The following is a 17,597-nucleotide window of genomic DNA, read 5'->3' as shown; positions in this document are numbered from 1 at the left end:
TGAGCGGTGGCGATGCACGAAAAAAAGCGCACCGCGTGGGTGCGCTTCAGATGTATAACGCCACGGATCGTGAACAAGTTCTCAGTTTTTCCGGAGTACTTCCAGAATGCGCAGGATTTCCGGCAGCAACTGCTTCTTGCGCGAGAGCACCCCGGGTAAATCGAAGATGTGGTTTTCCTTGCGCCGGTATGGCAATTCCTTTTCGGCCGCCGGCCATTCAGTACACAGCAGGATGCTGTGTTCCTTGATGATATCGGTGACCAGCAGCATGGCCCAGCTCAGGTTGCGTTCCTTGCGCACGCTGTTGAGCGTGGCCAGGATATTGGCCTTCACGTCATCGATGTCCGCCAGGGTATTGACCTCGACCTGACCGACCCCGACGGAAAGCCCGCCTTCGGCATATTCCTTGAAGTCGGCCCCCACCATCTGCTGCGGGTCGGCGGTTTTCAGGCTGGACATGCGCGAGAGCATCAGCGTGCCATATTCCTGCAGATCCACCCCCGCGAGGCGTGAGAGTTCGCCTGCGTAGAGGCGATCTTCGGGCGTGGTGGTGGGCGAGCGCAGAAGCATGGTGTCGGACAACAAGCCTGAGAGCATCAGCAGCGCCGTGGTCTGATCCGGTTCCACCCCGGCCATGCGGTAGTGGCCGTAGACGATCGAGCAGGTCGAGCCGATCGGTTTGGAATAGATATAGATAGGCGTACTGGTTTTGGCAGCGCCCAGACGGTGGTGGTCAATGATTTCGCACACTTCGGCATCTTCGGCGCCGAGGATGGCTTGCGACAACTCGTTGTGGTCGACCAGGATCAGCTTGCGCCGGGGTTTTTCAATGAAGCTGGCGCGGCTGACCATGCCAGCATAGCGACCTTCGCGCAGTACCGGCAGACCGCGGTATTCGGAATCGAACAGCGTTTTCTTGGCGTTGTCGAACAGTTCGTCATGATCGAGGCACAGTGGTTCGCTATCCATGATCTGCTTGACCGGAACCGACAGGCGCAACAGGCGGATGGTTTCCGCGGTATCGCATTGCGAGAGGAAAACCGTGCCTTCATAACCCGAAAAATCCAGATAGGGCACGTCGTCATCGGATTCGAAACCGGTCAGGATAATGGCCGGAACCTGGTAGTTCACGGCATGGTAGATCAGTTCCGGACGGTGGCCGACCACGATGATGGGCTTGGTTGCTTCCAGTGCCTTGAGTCGCTTGACCGATGTCTCGAAACTCATCGCGCCGATCATCAGCGGCGCGCTGAATTCATCCTGCTTGCCGCGCTTGAGAAAACGCCCCGGAATGACCTTCTCGATATTGTCGGCGCGGAAGGTGAGCATTGGACGGGATTTCAGGCTGCCTTCCACAAAGTGACGGGTCATTTCGTGAATGCCGACGATGCCGGCAAATTCATCCTGATCGCGGAAAACCGGAACCACCGAAGCGGACTGTTCTTCCAGATCCTCGAAAGCCATCAGTGCCGGATCGTTGCAATCCAGGCGCAGGCCATCGGGCTCTGCCACATCCAGCACGCGTGGCTGGACATCGCGCAGATACTCGGGCGGCTCGATCCCGGCATTGGTAAAGACAAATTTTGCCTGGTTGCCCAAGGGGCCGCACACGGCTGCCTGGTATTTATTATCCGGATCAATGGTGTTCTTGAAACGCGCATAGCTCCAGGCCGCGCAGACCGAATCGGTATCAGGGTTCCTGTGCCCGATGACGATGATTTTCGACATGTTCTCTCCTCATTGACCCGTGGGCGTGCATGCCTGCACGGATCATATCCCTGTCGGGATGTTCTTTATTTTGGCCACCCGCAGATGGCCATGTTGCGGTGCGGTAGTATGGGGATGCGCAACTACAGGGTCAACGTGCAGTTTTTACGATTTAACCTCTGTAAGGTATAGTGCAGTGTGTCGTTTTTTCGGCATGATTGGCATGTTCAGATGCAAAAAAAGCGCACCATGACGATGCGCTTTTTTCGTTTTTGCTGAACCGGTTACGGAACCAGTTTCTCGATCCCGCCCATGTAGGGGCGCAGGGCTTCCGGTACGATCACCGAACCGTCGGCCTGCTGGTAGTTTTCCAGTACGGCTACCAGCGTGCGACCCACGGCCAGGCCGGAGCCGTTGAGCGTGTGGACCAATTCGTTCTTGCCTGCCTCGTTCTTGAAGCGCGCCTGCATGCGGCGCGCCTGGAAGGCCTCGCAGTTGGAGCAGCTGGAAATTTCGCGGTAGGTGTTCTGCGCCGGCAGCCACACTTCCAGATCGTAGGTTTTGGCCGCGCCAAAGCCCATGTCGCCGGTACACAGCGCTACTACGCGGTAGGGCAGGCCGAGCTTTTGCAGGATGGCTTCGGCGTGCGTCACCATCTCTTCCAGTGCTTCGTAGCTCTTTTCCGGGTTCACGATCTGCACCATCTCGACCTTGTCGAACTGATGCTGGCGGATAAAGCCCCGCGTATCCTTACCGTAGCTGCCGGCTTCCGAGCGGAAGCAGGGCGAGTGTGCGGTCATCTTCAGCGGCAGGTCGGTATGCTTGAGGATCGAATCGCGTACCGTGTTGGTCAGCGAGATTTCGGAAGTGGAGATCAGGTACTGGGTCTGATCGTTGCTGGTACCGCGCTCGACGCGGAACATGTCATCGGCAAACTTTGGCAGCTGGCCGGTACCGTACAGCACATCGGCGTTCACGATGTACGGCGTGTACATCTCGGTATAACCGTGCAGGCCGGTGTGGGTGTCGAGCATGAACTGAGCCAGTGCGCGGTGCATGCGGGCAATCTGGTTGCGCAGCACGGTAAAGCGCGCACCCGAGAGCTTGGCGCCGGTTTCGGCATCCAGACCCAGCGGGGTACCGACATCGACGTGATCCTTCACTTCGAAATCGAACTGTTTGGGCGTGCCCCAGCGCCGCACTTCCACGTTGGCGGTTTCGTCGCGGCCGGTCGGCACCGTAGCGGACGGCACGTTCGGTATGGTCAGCAGAAAGCCGTTGAGCTTGTCCTGCAATTGCGCCAGCGCAGTTTCGTTGGCTTTGAGTTCATCGCCCAGATTGGCGACTTCAGCCATGATCGCGGAGACATCTTCACCCTTGGCCTTGGCCTGGCCAATGGCCTTGGAGCTGGCATTGCGCTTGGCTTGCAGATCCTGCGTGCGGGTTTGCAGGGCCTTGCGTTCGTTTTCCAGCGCCTGGAAAGCGGCCACGTCGAGGGTATAGCCGCGATCCGCCAAACGGGCGGCCACGGCGTCGATATCGTTACGGAGCAGTTGAATGTCGATCATGGTAAGTGTGATAGCGGGTTGTGCAATCCGCGGATTCTACACCAAGCCCGTGAGCCTTACCGCGCCGTTTTGGCCAGAATCAGCAAGGCCAGGATGCCGGCGATCAGCCCCCAGAAGGCTGATCCGATGCCAAATAGTGTCAGTCCGGATGCCGTGACCAGAAAGGTGATCAGCGCCGGTTCGCGCTGCTGCTCGTCGCGCATGGCAATCGTCAGGCCGCTGGCGATGGTGCCAAGCAGGGCAAAACCGGCAATGGCAAAGATCAGCTCGCGCGGAAAGGCATTCAGAAACGCGCCGACCGCCGCACCGAAAATGCCCAGGATCAGGTAAAACCCGCCCGCCGCCATGCTGGCCTGATAGCGCTTGGCCGGGTCTTCATGCGCTTCACGCCCCATGCACAGGGCTGCCGTGATCGCGGCCAGGTTGACGGCAAAGCAGCCGAACGGTGCCAGCAACAGGTTGGTGAGCCCGGTCCAGCCGATCAATGGCGAGATCGGGGGCTGGAAGCCTGCCGAGCGCAACACGGCTACGCCAGGAATATTCTGCGAGGCCATCGTGACCACAAACAGCGGCAAGCCCACGCCGATCAATGCCTGCCACTGGAATTCTGGCGCAATCCAGACCGGGCCAGCCAGCGCGAAGCGGCTGGCGTCGAGTTTCAATAGATCCTGGAAGCCGGCCAGCGCGATGCCGGTCAGCAGCACGATCAGCATCACATAGCGCGGTTTTGCACGTTTGCAGATCAGGTAGACCACGAACATTGGCAGGACCAGCATCAGCGCGGTTTGCATCGATACAAATGCGTTCATGCCAAAGCGCACCAGCACGCCCGCGAGCAGCGCCGCGCACAGCGACATCGGTACCTTTGACATGGCGCGCTCAAACCAGCCGGTGATGCCGCACAGCAGGATCAGGGCTGCGGCGAAGATGAAACAGCCCACCGCCACGTTCATCGAATAACCGTTCAGGCTGGTCGCCAGCAGCGCCGCGCCGGGCGTGGACCACGCTGTGACCACGGGCACCTTGTAGCGCAGCGACAAACCGATGCAGGTCAGCCCCATCGCAAATCCCAGCGAAACCAGCCACGAGGCAATCTGCTCGGGTGTGCCATGCGCCGCACGTGCGGCCTCGAACACAATGGCGGCAGAGCTGGTATAGCCCACCAGCACGGTGATGAAGCCGGCGGTCAGGGTGGAAAGCGAGAGGTGGCGGGCGAAAGACATGTTGATTGATCAAGCCTGCTTTTAGTTTGAACGCGTCACCCCGGCGCAGGCCGGGGTCCAGTGGTTTAAAGTGGCTTTGTCGCTGGATACCGGCCTGCGCCGGTATGACGACCAAAGGAAGTCCCTTTTCGGGGCGACCAAAGGAAGTCCCTTTCCGGGACAGCAAAAATCCAGACTTCGGCCAGATTATTCAATGACCTGCTTGCTTGCGGCAATGCACAGCAGTAATCCCGCAAGAGGATAACAGTTGTTTATCTGACTGTGGGAGTGTGAGAACTGTAATCTTTGGCGCTAGGAGTTGTGCTTGTTCCATTCCCGGTCGAGTTCGGCCAGGTGCTTGAGCTTTTCCCCGATCTTGCCTTCCAGTCCACGCGGTGTCGGTTCATAGAATTTCAGCTTTTCCAAACCTTCAGGCAGATAGGTTTCGCCCGCAGCGTACGCTTCGGGCTCGTCGTGGGCATAACGATAGGCCTTGCCGTAACCCAGTTCCTTCATCAGCTTGGTTGGTGCATTGCGCAAGTGCACAGGCACGCTGCGCGACTGATCCTTGGCGACGAAGGCACGCGCGGCGTTGTAGGCGTTGTAGCCGGCATTCGATTTGGGCGCCACGGCCAGATAGATCACGGCTTGCGCCAAGGCGAGTTCGCCCTCGGGGCTGCCCAGCCGCTCGTAGGTTTCGGCGGCATCGTTGGTGATCTGCATCGCGCGCGGATCGGCCAGGCCGATGTCTTCCCACGCCATGCGCACGATGCGCCGGGCCAGATAGCGCGGGTCGGCGCCGCCATCGAGCATGCGGCACAGCCAGTACAGTGCCCCGTCCGGGTTGGAGCCGCGCACCGATTTGTGCAAGGCAGAAATCTGGTCGTAAAAGGCATCGCCGCCCTTGTCGAAGCGGCGTGCATTGAGCGTCAGGGCATCGGACAAAAACTCGGCATCGACCTCGCTGATCTCGGCTGCTTGGGCGGCATGCGCGGATTGCTCCACCAGATTCAACAACCTGCGCGCATCGCCATCGGCATAGCCGACCAGCGTATCGATGGCGGCTTCATTAAAAATGAGACCCGGAAAACATTGCGAGCGGGCGCGTTCGATCAGGCTTTTCAGGTCTTCGGCGGCCAGCGGCTTCAGCACATAGACCTGCGCCCGCGACAGCAGCGCGGCATTGCATTCGAACGATGGATTTTCGGTAGTGGCGCCGATAAAGGTGACCAGCCCGGATTCAACGAAGGGCAGAAACGCATCCTGCTGCGCTTTATTAAAACGGTGGACTTCATCGACAAACAGAATCGTGCGCCGGCCGCGCAGGCGGTTCTGCTCGGCCTGGTCCATCGCGGCGCGGATATCCTTCACGCCGGAAAATACGGCCGACAACGGAATGAATTCGGCTTCGAATGCATGCGCGAACAGGCGCGCCAGCGTGGTCTTGCCCACGCCGGGCGGACCCCACAGGATCATCGAATGTGGCTGACCGCTGGCCAGTGCCAGTTGCAGCGGCTTGCCCGGCCCGAGCAGTTGCCGCTGGCCTACAACTTCCTCAAGGGTTTTGGGGCGCAGCAGCTCTGCCAGCGGTTCATGCAGCGGCGGCGGGGCGAACAGATCATTGACGGATGACATCGGCACCCTTGGGCGGCGTAAAGCGGAACAGGCCAGCCTCGGGCTTGCCATTGAGCGTGATGTTGCGGAACTCGATCCGGGTGGTCTGGCCGAAGCTGTCTTCCAGCTCCATCTTGCGGATTTCATTGTTGGCAAAACCCAGCCGCACGCGGTTGAAGCTGCTTTCGCTCTGTTTGGGCGAGGCTTCGACCCAGGCCAGGCCATCGCGCGCTGGCAGGGCTTTCATGTTGTAGCGCTTGTCCAGGTTGTTTTCACCCGAAAGCAGTGCGGCCGGGCTGGCATCCAGTGCGTTGTCCATGCTGCGCACGGTGACCTGTTCCAGATCCGGATCGTACAGCCAGACCTCCTTGCCATCGCCTACCAGCAGTTGTTCATAGGGCTTGCTGTAATGCCAGCGGAATTTGCCCGGCCGCAGGATGGCGAAATCGCCCTGCGAAACCTGCACCTTGCCCGAACGCGCCGTAACCGTCTGGGAAAAGTTGCCCTGCATGGCGCGCATGCCGGCGAGCGTAGCTTGCAGGTTGGCCACATCGTTGGCCTGTGCCGGCAGCATGGGGGCCAGCAGGCTCAGGGTAAGGAACAGTTTGGAAAATAAGCGCATGAAACAGGATTCCTGATGCAATCAAGGCCGACAGTTTATGCCGTGGGTGGGTGCTAGACAAATCCGGTGCCGCCGGGTTCCGGCATTGCTGCATGGCAGCCAGTTGCGGCTTCTCGGGTAGAATGGCGTTTTTCCCATCCTGACCGATTGTCGTGCGCCTGACTCACATCAAATTGGCCGGTTTCAAATCCTTCGTGGATCCGACGACCATCGTCACGTCGGGCCAGCTGGTGGCCGTGTGCGGGCCCAATGGTTGCGGCAAATCGAACGTGATCGATGCCGTGCGCTGGGTGCTGGGCGAATCTTCGGCCAAGCAGTTGCGCGGCGAATCGATGCAGGATGTGATCTTCAACGGTTCTTCCTCGCGCAAGGCGGTCAGCCGGGCGTCCGTCGAGCTGGTGTTCGACAACAGCGCCGGGCTGGCGGCGGCGCAGTGGTCGCAATACGCCGAAATCTCGATCAAGCGCATGCTCACCCGCCAGGGTGAATCCTCCTATTACATCAACAACCTGCAGGTGCGGCGGCGCGATATCACCGATCTTTTCCTCGGTACCGGGGTAGGCAAGGGCGGTTATGCCATCATCGAACAGGGCATGATCTCGCGCATCATCGAAGCACGCCCGGAAGACCTGCGCCATTTTCTGGAGGAAGCCGCTGGCGTTTCAAAATACAAGGAGCGCCGGCGCGAAACGGAAACGCGTCTGGCCGACACGCGCGACAATCTGGCACGGGTCGACGATATCCGCCAGGAGCTCGATAGCCAGCTTGAAAAGCTCGCCGCACAAGCTGAAATTGCCGCGCAGTATCAACAGCTGAAAGAAACGATTACCGAAAAGCAGAATCTGCTGGCGTTGGCCAGAAAGCTTGAGGCCGCACGCGAGGGCGAAAACGTCCGCCGCCAGATCGAAGCCGCACAGAATGCGCTGGAAGCGCAACTGGCCGAGTTGCGCACGCTCGAAGCCACCATCGAAACTCTGCGCGAGACCAACTACAGCGCCAGCGATGCGGTGCATGCCGCGCAGGGCGAGCTCTACGATGCCAATGCCGGCGTGGCGCGGCTGGAGCAGCAACTGCTGCACTTGCGCCAGACGCGCGAGCGGCTTGGCAGCCAGATTGCCGATACCCGCAACGAATTGGCGCGCATGCAAGCCAGCCATGAAGAAACGCGGGCCGAGCGCGAAGACTGGCTGGCGCGGCTGGAAAATGCCCAGATGACTGGCGAAGAGACCAGCATGGCGCTCGAAGAGGAAAACCTGCACCTGCCCGAGCTCGAAGATGCCCAGCGTAGCGCGGACCAGATCTTCCAGCAGGCACGCGATGCTCTGCAGCAGCGCCGCAATGCCAACCAGCTTGCGCAACAGCAATTGCAGCATCACGAACGCACCCTGGCCACACTGAAACAGCGCCATGAGCGCCTGCTGGCCGATCAGCAGCGCCTGCACGAGGATGCCGAAGATCCGGAACTGGAAGCCATGCTGATGGCGCGGGAAGAATCGCTGCTGGCCGAAGAAACCCTGAACCAGCGTGTGCACGAGCTGGAAGGCTCGCTGGAGTCCTTGCGCGAATCCCAGCTTGCTGCCCGCCAGCAGCGTGAACAGCTGGCGCTGGAGCGCGCCGGGCTTGCTGCACGTGTCGAAGCCTTGCAGGGCTTGTTGTCGGACAGCGATGAAACGGTGCTGGATGCCTGGCTGGCGCGGCACGGGCTGGCGGATACGGCGCGCGTGCTGGAGCTGATCGAGGTCGAGCCGGGCTGGGAAACTGCCGTGGAGGCCGTGCTGGGACTCAAACTGCAGGGACGCATCGTGGATGCCTGCCCAGCTGAGCCGGCGCCTGCGCAGACGGTATTGGTGGATGGATTGCACCAGAATACCGACAGTTCAGGGACGGTGCCGGCGGGCTGTATGGCCTTGTCGACGCACGTCAGCAGTTCGCACCCGGCCTTGCGGGCTGCCTTGCCCGACTGGCTGGCGCAGGTCTGGTGCGCGCAATGGGAAGAAATCGAAGCCCGGCGTGCCGAGCTGCCATCCGGTGGCTGGCTGGTAACGCCGCAAGGCCACATGGCCAGCCGCAACAGCGTGCAATGCCACGGTAGCGGTGGGGCGCTGGCAGGCATGGTGTCGCGCCGGCGCGAACTGGCGGCGTGCCAGGAGCGGCTGGAAGCGCTCGACCCCGTGCTGACAGAGGCCGATGCCGCGGCAAAAACGGCAGGCGATGCGCTGACCCAGGCGGAAGCCAGCCTGCGTGTCTCGCGCCGGGAACAGATGGAACAGCGCAACCAGCTGGCCAAGCTGGAGCGTGAAATCGCCCGCCGTCAGGAAATTGCCTTGCAGTCCGGACGCCGGCGCGAGGAACTTGGCGAAGAGCTGACCAGCGTGCAGACCATGCTGGAAGACGAAACCGCCGCCAAAATGGAATGCGAGGAGACGCTGACGCTGGCAGAGGACGACATGGCACCCTTGGTCGAAGCCATGGAATCCGCGCGGCTATCCAAGGCCGAAGCCGAATCGGCCTGTGAGCTGCAACGCAGCCGCTTGCGCCAGGCCGAGCGCCAGGCGCAGGAAGCACGTTTCGCGATTCAGGCTGCGCAAGCCCGCTTGCGCGAACTGGATCAGCGCGAAGAGGAGTTTTCCGTGCGGCAGGAAATCCTGACCGAGCGCATGGAAAATCTGCTGACCGAGCTTGATGGTATCGATGAAGGCCAGTTCGATGTCGGCTTTCAGGAAGCAGTCAATCTGCGCGCAACCAGAGAGCAGGCGCTGGCGCAGGCTCGCGATGCCTTCAATGCCAGCACACAGCAATTGCGCGAACAGGAAGCAGCGCGCCAGCGTGTGGAAGCCGGGCTGGAGCCGGCCCGCGAAGCCGTCAGCGCACTGCGCCTGAAAGAGCAGGAAGCGCGCCTGGCGATCGAGCGCTTCAGCCAGGAGCTCGAAGAGGCCGGTGCGGATGAAGCCGCCTTGCGGCCCAAACTGGTCGAAGGCATCAGGATTTCAACACTGGTGGGTGAGATCGGCCGGCTTTCGCAGGCTGTGAACGGTTTGGGCGCGGTGAATCTGGCTGCGCTGGAAGAGCTGACCACCGCGCGCGAACGCAAGGCGTATCTGGATTCGCAATCGGCAGATCTGTTCTCGGCCATCGAAACGCTGGAAGGCGCAATCCGCCGTATCGACCGTGAAACCCGCGCTTTGCTCAGCGAAACCTTTGAAGCGGTCAATGCCAGTCTGGGCGAATTGTTTCCGGCGCTGTTTGGCGGTGGCCATGCAGAATTGAGCCTGACCGGCGAGGAAATCCTCGATGCCGGCCTGCAGATCATGGCGCAGCCTCCGGGCAAGAAAAACAGCACGATTCATCTCTTGTCCGGCGGCGAGAAAGCACTGACCGCGCTAAGTCTGGTATTCTCGCTCTTCCGGCTCAACCCCGCGCCGTTCTGCCTGCTCGATGAAGTCGATGCGCCACTCGATGATGCCAATACCTTGCGCTATTGTGATCTGGTGAAGAAAATGGCAGAGCGTACGCAATTCTTGTTTATCAGCCACAACCGCCTTGCCATGGAAATGGCACAGCAACTCGTGGGTGTCACCATGCAGGAGCAGGGCGTGTCCCGCGTGGTGGCCGTGGATATTGAAGCGGCCCTCTCGATGCGGGAAGTCGTCCCGGCGTGAGCTGCTGCAAAGTAAAATTGACAGGTAATGAACCATGACCGACTTGCAACTCGGATCGCTGATCGTCGGCGGCGCCATCGTTGGCCTCGTTTACGCATATAACTGGTGGCAGGAACGCCGCTACCGGCAACAAGCCCAGAAAGCCTTTGCCCGCAATCATCCCGATGTCTTGCTTGAAACGCCGAAAAACATGGTGCGTCAGGGCGAATCCATGCGTATGGAGCCGGTGATCCAGACATCGGCCCCGGCAGAAGCTGTTGCCATGCCGACGATGCGTGTGGTCGAACCCGAAGTTCGCGCAGAGCCGCGTATCGATCCGGTTCTGCTGGCCGATGATGATCTGGACGATTTTGTGGATCCGCAAGCGGCACTGGCAGCACGCAAGCCGGTTGCGCCTACTCCCGCGCCTTCGATTGTTCCCTCGGCGCCCGTGATCGAGGAAGAAGAACCGCAGGACGAAGTGGTAACAACCAGCATGCTGGATGCAGCACTCGATTTCATTGCGGAAATCCGCGCCAGTGATCCGATTCCTGCCGTCAACGTGCCGACTTTCCCCGGTGCCAAACGCATTGTCACACTCGGCCTTAACGATGCCAGCCAGTGGGAAGTGGTGGTTTCAACCAGCCGCAGCCGCTATCGCCAGCTGCAGGTCGGTTTGCAATTGGCTGATCGCCAGGGCGCGCTGACACAGGAGCAGCTCAATGCCTTCTGCATGGGCGTGCAGCAATTTGCCGATGAATTCGATGCGACGGTGGTTTTCCCGCAGCGTTCGGCCAAGCTCAATACCGCGCGTGAACTCGACGAATTCTGCGCCAGCGTCGATGTGCTCATCGGTTTGAACATTCTGCCGGTCACAAAACCTTTCCCGGTTGAAAAAATCCGCGTGTTGGCAGAAAAGGCCGGGCTGCTACGTGGCCCCGATGGCAATTTCCACTATCGCAGCGATTCCGGCAAAACCCTGTTCACGCTGACCAATCATGATGAATCGCCGTTCGGTACCACCAGCGAAGGTCTGACCTTGCTGTTTGATGTGCCGCGTGTCGCGGGCGGCCTGGCTGTATTCGATTATCTGGCCGATTTCGCGCAAACCCTGTCGACTGCGCTGGAAGGTACGCTGGCTGATGACAACGGCAAGGTGCTGACCGAGAGCAGCCTGGACAATATCCGCGCGCAGTTGGCCGATATCTATGCCCGCATGGATGACCGGGGGATTGCGGCGGGATCGATGGCCGCACTGCGCCTGTTCGCTTAAGAAATTCTGACTATTGCAATTGCCCGGCACACATTCGTGTCCCGGGCGATTTGTTTTTTTGGGGACGATGTTCGATGACAATCGATTTTGACCGCGTACGTGAACTGCATGCCCTGTTGCATCGCTATGCCCACGAATACTACGTGCTGGATGCGCCTTCGGTGCCCGATGCCGAATACGACCGTCTGTTTGCCGAATTGCAGGCGTTGGAAATGGCGCATCCGGAGCTGCTCACGGTGGACTCCCCCACACAGCGCATTGGCGGCAAGCCTTTGCCCGAATTCAGTCAGGTGTCGCACAAGGTGCCGATGCTCTCGCTCAACAATGCGTTCGAAGATGCCGACATCGTCGCCTTCGACAAGCGTGTGCGCGAAGGGTTGGGCGTGGCCGAAGTGGCCTACGATGCCGGTCCCAAGTTCGATGGGCTGGCGATTTCGCTGACCTATGTCGATGGCATGCTGGTGCAGGCCGCCACGCGTGGCGATGGCGCCACGGGCGAGGAGGTGACACAGAACGTACGCACGATCCGCGCGGTTCCACTGCGTCTGGTTGCTGCTTCCATCCCGCAGTTGCTGGAAGTACGCGGCGAAGTGCTCATGCTCAAGAAGGATTTCGAGCGCCTGAATGAAGAGCAGGCCGCGCGCGGGCAAAAGACCTTTGCCAACCCGCGCAACGCGGCAGCCGGCAGCCTGCGTCAACTCGATTCGCACATCACTGCTACGCGCCGGCTCACCTTCTTTGCTTATGGGGTTGCGCAATGCGAAGGCGCCGATCTGCCCGATAGCCAGTCGGCCATCATGGATTGGCTGGCCACGCTGGGTTTCCCGGTCTGCCACGAGCGTGGCCGTGTGAGCGGTGCCGAGGGCCTGCTTGATTACTACCAGCGTATCGGCGAAAAGCGACCGAACCTGCCGTACGACATCGATGGCGTGGTGTACAAGGTCGATAGCCTTGCACAGCAGGAAGAGCTGGGATTTGTTTCGCGTGCGCCGCGCTGGGCCATTGCCCACAAGTACCCGGCGCAGGAAGAGCTGACCGTGGTCGAAGCCATCGATATCCAGGTCGGGCGTACCGGCGCATTGACCCCGGTGGCGCGACTCAAGCCGGTGTTTGTGGGTGGGGTGACGGTGACCAATGCCACGCTGCACAACGAAGACGAAGTGCGGCGCAAGGATGTGCGCGTGGGCGATACCGTGATCGTACGCCGGGCCGGCGATGTGATTCCGGAAGTAGTGGGCGTGGTGCCGGAAAAGCGTCCGATGCGCGATGTGCCGGGTGCCGATCTCTTCAGCGCGGCGCAGGAACCGGTCAATCCGCCGTTTGAAATGCCCAAAACCTGCCCGGTTTGCGGCTCGCATGCGGTCAAGGGCGAAGACGAAGCCGTGACCCGCTGCACCGGCGGACTCTTTTGCGGCGCGCAGCGCAAGCAGGCGCTCTGGCATTTCGCCAGCCGCCGCGCCATGGATGTCGATGGCCTGGGCGACAAGCTGATCGAACAACTGGTCGACGCCGTGCTAGTTGAAACACCGGCCGATCTCTATTTGCTGCGGCATAGGAAAGACAAATTAGCAAATCTGGAACGCATGGGTGAAAAATCCGAGCAGAACCTGCTGGCCGGTATTGAAGCCAGCAAATCCACCACGCTACCGCGGCTGATCTATGCGCTGGGAATCCGCAATGTCGGCGAAGCCACCGCGCGCGATCTGGCCAACCATTTTGGTACGCCAGGTATCCGGAAGGATGAAAAAGTTGTTATCGAAGAGTGGCCGAAATACTTTGGTCAAATGCGAGAGTTGATGACGGATTTGCCTGAAGGCGAAGCGGAACGTCGGCAACAAGTTGCCCGCCGCCAGGACCTGCTGACCCAGGTGCCCGATGTCGGCCCGGTGGTGGCGCAATCCATCGTCGATTTTTTCGCCGAGGCGCATAACCGCGAAGTGGTGCAAGCCTTGATCGCCGCAGGCGTGCACTGGCCAGCGGTCGAGGTGAATGCTGCGAAGGAAGGATCGTTCACTGGCAAGACCTTCGTGCTGACCGGCACCTTGCCCACGCTCTCGCGTGATGAAGCCAAGGCCATGATCGAAGCCGCTGGCGGCAAGGTGGCAGGCAGTGTCTCCAAAAAAACCAGCGTGGTGGTGGCCGGTGAAGAAGCCGGTAGCAAGTTGGCCAAGGCCGAGGAACTGGGTGTCACGATCTGGTCGGAAGAAACGCTGCTGGCTGAAATCAGGGCAGGGCGATAGGGTCTTTGTAATCGAATCAAGAGTGGTGGTCGGAAATGAATGCTTTTGTTTTGCGCAACATGAAAACGCTCGAAATGATTGGCGTGATGATGCGTATCGTCAGTTTCACGGTTGTTGGCTGGATGGGGCCTCAAAGCCCGTTTTTACTGGTCTGGATAGTCAATACAATCGATGCCGTATTGCTGACGTGGTGTGCGGTTTTGAAGGCGGACAGGGCATATACCTTGCTCAATGCCTTCTGGATCATCGTAGGCTTGATCGGAATAGCGCGCGCCAGCGGCTGGATGGCTTCTTGACAAGTTAGTCGAAGCCCACAGCCCGACAATGCCTCTACGCCGGCAGCAAAGCCGGCAATCGCGGAGCCAAGGCCGCGCGCTGCTGCGTGGCATCGCCCAGCAGGGCAAAGCCCAGCAGCTCGCCATTTTCCCCGATATAACGTGCCTCCAGCCCGCTTGTGCTTTCATGGATTTGCCACTTGCCTTCACTGGCAAGCGGCGGCGGGGCAATGACCGTTGGGCAGGCCGGGGTTTTGACCACGACCGGCATGGCCGGGTAGACAACACGGGTGGGGTTTCCGGCCAGGGTGGCGGCCAGCGCACGTGCAGCGTGCATGATGGGCTGCACAAAAGGCAGCGCCAGCCCGGCCACTTCGGCGCAATCGCCTAGCGCATGGATGTACGGGTCGGATGTGCGCAGCGTGCGGTCGGTAGCGATGCCGCGATTGGCCAGCAGGCCGCAGGCCTTGGCCAGTTGGGTTCTGGGTTGCAACCCGACGGCGCTGAGCACCAGGTCGGCATGAATCTGATTTTTGTTGCTGAGGGTGATCAGATAGCCTTGGTCCACGTGATCCACCCGGGTGGCGGTGCTGCCGGTATGGAAAACGATCCCGGCATGCTGCAGTCGGGATTGCAGGTATTCGCCGGCGGCCTGCGGCAGCAATCTGCCCAAAGGCCAGGTGGCCGGATCGATCAGAGTGGGTTCGATGCCGCGTGCCAGCAGATCGTTGGCAAATTCGCAGCCGATCAGACCCGCGCCAAGAATGGCTACATGGCGTACGCCGGCCAGTTTTTCAACGTAATGGGTAAACCCCTTCAGGTCGTTCACCGACAGGACATCATCAGCGGCGTTGCCGGCCAATGGCAGGCGGATCGGGTCGGCGCCCACGGCCAGTACCAGATCGCGGTAAATGACCTGCTCGCCATTATCGAGGAACAGTTTTTTTTGCGCGCGGTCGATGGCCAGCACTTCCACGTTGGGGCAGACCTGCAGGTCCAGTTCGTCTGCCATGGCGTCGGCATCCTTCAGTCGCAGCGAATCGGGCGTGCGACCGTGGGCAAATGCATTGGATAGCATCGGCTTGGTGTAGAACGTGGCATCGTCGCGCGCGATCATCAGGATCGGTACGCACAAATCCAGCTTGCGCAACTCACGCACCAGCGTATAGCCGGCCAGACCGCAGCCGACGATGACGACGGGGGCCAGCGCATCTGTCTTGCAGCAATTGCTCACGCGATTTCTACCATCTCGAAATCGGATTTCGCTGCACCGCATTCAGGGCAGCTCCAGTCATCGGGGATGGCCGCCCAAGGTGTGCCGGCCGGGATACCTTCTTCCGGCAATCCGGCAGCTTCGTCGTAGACAAAACCGCAGATTGCGCATTGCCATTTTTTCATCGCGGATCTCCTTCCTGTGTGTATGGCCAGCATAGGAGGTGCCCATCTTTTTGTTAAATGAATCGTTTAAATCCCGGAGATAGCATCTGGCTATGTGGTTCTGCCAGTTGAACTCTTGATCTGTGGTTTGCCGCTACGTAATCGTATTTCACGCGGCCGATTGGACGTTCGCTGCGGGATGAAACCTTATTGAACTTGGGTTTTACGGGGATGTGGTGGCTATGGCTTGCGCCTGGTGTGCCACGGGCATACAGTGGTTTTTGATGTTGAACATATGTTCCTTGTATGGAACTTTCCGGTTTGTTTTAATCTTCGCACACAGGAAACCACCATGAGCCAACCGCTTTATCAGGGCATCATTCCGCCCGTTCCCACTGTTTTTGATGCCCAGGGCCAGTTCGATCCGGCCGGTATGGGCCGTTTGCTCGATCACCTGATCGACAACGGCGTCAACGGCGTGCTGGTGCTGGGCAGTGCCGGTGAATTCAGCCATATGGATCGCGCCATGCGCGAGGAAATCGCAGCTTTCACCGTCAAGTACGTCAATGGCCGTGTGCCGGTGTTGTTTTGCGTAAGCGTGCCGGGTACCAAGGAAACCATCAGCTATGCCGAGCATGCCAAGGAAGTGGGTGCCGATGCCGTGCTGATCGTGAACCCGTTCTATGCGCCACTGAGCCAGGAAGCGCTGTACCAGCATTACAAGCAGATCGCTGCTGCCGTGGATATGCCGCAGATGCTCTACAACTATCCGGCCATGACCAAGCAGGAGCTTGAAATCGGCCTGATCAAGCGCCTGGCGCTGGAATGCCCGAATATCGTTGGCATCAAGGATTCGGTGGTGAGCGTGACGCATACGCGCGAGATCATCGTGGAAGTCAAATCGCAGCGTCCGGATTTCATGGTGTTCTGCGGCTTTGACGAGCACTTGCTCAACACGTTGGCGCTCGGTGGCGATGGTGCAATTCCGGCCTGTTCCAACTTTGCGCCCAAGATCCTGTGCGGCCTGTATCAGGCTTTCCGCGCCGGCGATTATGCCAAGGCGATCGAATTGCACCGCGAAGTAGGCAAGCTGGCTTCGATCTATGGCATCGACACCCCATTCTACGGTGTGATCAAGGAGGCGATTCGCCAGTCCGGCGTGGATATTTCCACAGCCGTGTTGCCGCCATCGGTACCGCTCTCGCCTGCAGGGCAGCAGAAGGTGGCAGAATTCCTGGCCCGTATCCAGTAATACTTGCCAGGAATTTTTTGTATGACAACGCCCGTAACATCCGTGCCCGCACTCGACAAGATCGTGCGTATCTGTGCCTATCTGGAAGAGGTGGGTCTGGCCGGTTTCAGCCAGATCCACCAGGCGCTGGATCTGCCCAAGAGCAGTACGCATACCCTGCTGGCAGCGCTGCTGACGCACGGTCTGTTACGGCAGGATCACGACGGCAAATATGCGCTGGGCCTGCGCTTGTACGAACTCGGCAACCAGGCGGTGGCCGGGTTCGATATCAAGCGCGAGGCCATGCCGATACTGTATGAACTGCGCGAGAAAACTCATCTGACCTGCCATCTGAGCATCTTGCAGGAACGCGAGGCCATTTACCTGGCCAAGCTGGAAAGTCCGCAATCGGTCATTGTGCGCAGCTGGGTGGGCAAGCATGTGCAACTGCATTGCTCCGCCCTGGGCAAGGCCTTGCTGGCGTGGAAGAGCGAGCACGAAATCGACCAGATTTTTCCGCAGGAAGAGTTGCCCGTCTTCAATGCCGCCACCCCAGCCACGCGCACTGCATTGAAACAGCTACTGGTGCAGACGCGTGCGCGCGGCTGGGCCATCGATAACGGCGAGGAAGTGCCGGAAGTGCGCTGCATTGCCGCGCCGGTGCGCGATGCGCACGGCGAGGTGATGGCAGCGATCAGCCTTTCTGGCGTGAATTACCAGATTCCGGATAGCCGGGTGGAAGAGCTGGCGATTCAGGTGCGCGCTGCCGGCATCGCGCTGTCGCGTACGCTCGGCTATACCGGTGATTTCAGCTGAGAAATATCTGTTCAGCCTCTTTGACTGTGCGCAG

13 protein-coding genes are annotated in these 17,597 nt (G+C 59.9%); 6 read left to right on the top strand and 7 right to left on the bottom strand.

The features are described from left to right. Positions 1-81 precede the first annotated feature (81 nt). From AC0KVQ_RS06705 to lolA, 5 genes are all read right to left on the bottom strand, one after another. Positions 82-1,728 (bottom strand): putative manganese-dependent inorganic diphosphatase, encoded by a 1,647-nt coding sequence (locus tag AC0KVQ_RS06705; RefSeq protein WP_473420374.1) that lies wholly within the window; start codon positions 1,726-1,728, stop codon positions 82-84. Between the two features lie 263 nt (positions 1,729-1,991). Beyond that, positions 1,992-3,275 (bottom strand): serine--tRNA ligase, encoded by a 1,284-nt coding sequence (gene serS, locus AC0KVQ_RS06700; protein ID WP_473420373.1) that lies wholly within the window; start codon positions 3,273-3,275, stop codon positions 1,992-1,994. A gap of 56 nt (positions 3,276-3,331) precedes the next feature. Continuing rightward, positions 3,332-4,498, bottom strand: a complete 1,167-nt coding sequence (locus tag AC0KVQ_RS06695) for a benzoate/H(+) symporter BenE family transporter (protein WP_473420372.1) — start codon at positions 4,496-4,498, stop codon at positions 3,332-3,334. A 291-nt stretch (positions 4,499-4,789) separates the two neighbouring features. Then, positions 4,790-6,112 carry a replication-associated recombination protein A gene (locus AC0KVQ_RS06690; protein WP_473420371.1) on the bottom strand — a complete coding sequence of 441 codons (1,323 nt, stop codon included), beginning with the start codon at positions 6,110-6,112 and terminating at the stop codon, positions 4,790-4,792. Continuing rightward, the gene (lolA, locus tag AC0KVQ_RS06685) at positions 6,096-6,713 is read right to left on the bottom strand and encodes an outer membrane lipoprotein periplasmic chaperone LolA (protein WP_473420370.1); all 618 of its coding nucleotides are present in this window, start codon (positions 6,711-6,713) and stop codon (positions 6,096-6,098) included. The genes AC0KVQ_RS06690 and lolA overlap by 17 nt, the downstream gene beginning before the upstream one ends. Before the next feature lie 152 nt (positions 6,714-6,865). Between lolA and smc the strand changes: the two genes are divergently transcribed. The 4 genes from smc to AC0KVQ_RS06665 all read left to right on the top strand — a co-directional run bounded on the left by smc (position 6,866) and on the right by AC0KVQ_RS06665 (position 14,160). Continuing rightward, the gene (gene smc, locus AC0KVQ_RS06680; RefSeq protein ID WP_473420369.1) at positions 6,866-10,372 is read left to right on the top strand and encodes a chromosome segregation protein SMC; all 3,507 of its coding nucleotides are present in this window, start codon (positions 6,866-6,868) and stop codon (positions 10,370-10,372) included. A 34-nt stretch (positions 10,373-10,406) separates the two neighbouring features. After that, the gene (locus tag AC0KVQ_RS06675) at positions 10,407-11,624 is read left to right on the top strand and encodes a cell division protein ZipA C-terminal FtsZ-binding domain-containing protein (RefSeq protein ID WP_473420368.1); all 1,218 of its coding nucleotides are present in this window, start codon (positions 10,407-10,409) and stop codon (positions 11,622-11,624) included. A 74-nt stretch (positions 11,625-11,698) separates the two neighbouring features. Next, complete coding sequence (gene ligA / locus AC0KVQ_RS06670; RefSeq protein WP_473420367.1) at positions 11,699-13,864, top strand: NAD-dependent DNA ligase LigA; 2,166 nt, start codon at positions 11,699-11,701, stop codon at positions 13,862-13,864. 59 nt (positions 13,865-13,923) lie between these two features. Then, positions 13,924-14,160: a CBU_0592 family membrane protein gene (locus AC0KVQ_RS06665; RefSeq protein WP_473420366.1), complete on the top strand. Its 237-nt coding sequence runs from the start codon at positions 13,924-13,926 to the stop codon at positions 14,158-14,160. A 34-nt stretch (positions 14,161-14,194) separates the two neighbouring features. Here AC0KVQ_RS06665 and AC0KVQ_RS06660 read toward each other — a convergent pair whose 3' ends face one another. Then, a complete protein-coding gene (locus AC0KVQ_RS06660) occupies positions 14,195-15,373 on the bottom strand; it encodes an NAD(P)/FAD-dependent oxidoreductase (protein WP_473420365.1) in 1,179 nt (392 codons plus the stop codon). Continuing rightward, positions 15,370-15,537 carry a rubredoxin gene (locus AC0KVQ_RS06655; RefSeq protein ID WP_473420364.1) on the bottom strand — a complete coding sequence of 56 codons (168 nt, stop codon included), beginning with the start codon at positions 15,535-15,537 and terminating at the stop codon, positions 15,370-15,372. Before AC0KVQ_RS06655 ends, AC0KVQ_RS06660 begins: the two co-directional genes overlap by 4 nt. A gap of 331 nt (positions 15,538-15,868) precedes the next feature. Here AC0KVQ_RS06655 and AC0KVQ_RS06650 point away from each other — a divergent pair, with 331 nt between their 5' ends. Together AC0KVQ_RS06650 and AC0KVQ_RS06645 are read left to right on the top strand one after the other, a co-directional pair. Further along, positions 15,869-16,768 carry a dihydrodipicolinate synthase family protein gene (locus AC0KVQ_RS06650; protein WP_473420363.1) on the top strand — a complete coding sequence of 300 codons (900 nt, stop codon included), beginning with the start codon at positions 15,869-15,871 and terminating at the stop codon, positions 16,766-16,768. A 21-nt stretch (positions 16,769-16,789) separates the two neighbouring features. Beyond that, entirely contained in the window at positions 16,790-17,563 is a 774-nt protein-coding gene (locus AC0KVQ_RS06645; protein WP_473420362.1) for an IclR family transcriptional regulator, read from the top strand. Positions 17,564-17,597: the final 34 nt, after the last annotated feature.

This window comes from Formivibrio sp. oc-25, assembly GCF_055810895.1.
The sequence above is the reverse complement of the archived record's forward strand: the minus strand, read 5'-3'. Positions and strand labels throughout refer to the sequence as shown.

Bases quoted from the DNA above. Each gene is read 5' to 3' on its own strand.
- AC0KVQ_RS06705 (WP_473420374.1), bottom strand. From the start codon at position 1,728: ATGTCGAAAATCATCGTCATCGGGCACAGGAACCCTGATACCGATTCG.
- serS (WP_473420373.1), bottom strand. From the start codon at position 3,275: ATGATCGACATTCAACTGCTCCGTAACGATATCGACGCCGTGGCCGCC.
- AC0KVQ_RS06695 (WP_473420372.1), bottom strand. From the start codon at position 4,498: ATGTCTTTCGCCCGCCACCTCTCGCTTTCCACCCTGACCGCCGGCTTC.
- AC0KVQ_RS06690 (WP_473420371.1), bottom strand. From the start codon at position 6,112: ATGTCATCCGTCAATGATCTGTTCGCCCCGCCGCCGCTGCATGAACCG.
- lolA (WP_473420370.1), bottom strand. From the start codon at position 6,713: ATGCGCTTATTTTCCAAACTGTTCCTTACCCTGAGCCTGCTGGCCCCC.
- AC0KVQ_RS06675 (WP_473420368.1), top strand. From the start codon at position 10,407: ATGACCGACTTGCAACTCGGATCGCTGATCGTCGGCGGCGCCATCGTT.
- ligA (WP_473420367.1), top strand. From the start codon at position 11,699: ATGACAATCGATTTTGACCGCGTACGTGAACTGCATGCCCTGTTGCAT.
- AC0KVQ_RS06665 (WP_473420366.1), top strand. From the start codon at position 13,924: ATGAAAACGCTCGAAATGATTGGCGTGATGATGCGTATCGTCAGTTTC.
- AC0KVQ_RS06655 (WP_473420364.1), bottom strand. From the start codon at position 15,537: ATGAAAAAATGGCAATGCGCAATCTGCGGTTTTGTCTACGACGAAGCT.
- AC0KVQ_RS06650 (WP_473420363.1), top strand. From the start codon at position 15,869: ATGAGCCAACCGCTTTATCAGGGCATCATTCCGCCCGTTCCCACTGTT.
- AC0KVQ_RS06645 (WP_473420362.1), top strand. From the start codon at position 16,790: ATGACAACGCCCGTAACATCCGTGCCCGCACTCGACAAGATCGTGCGT.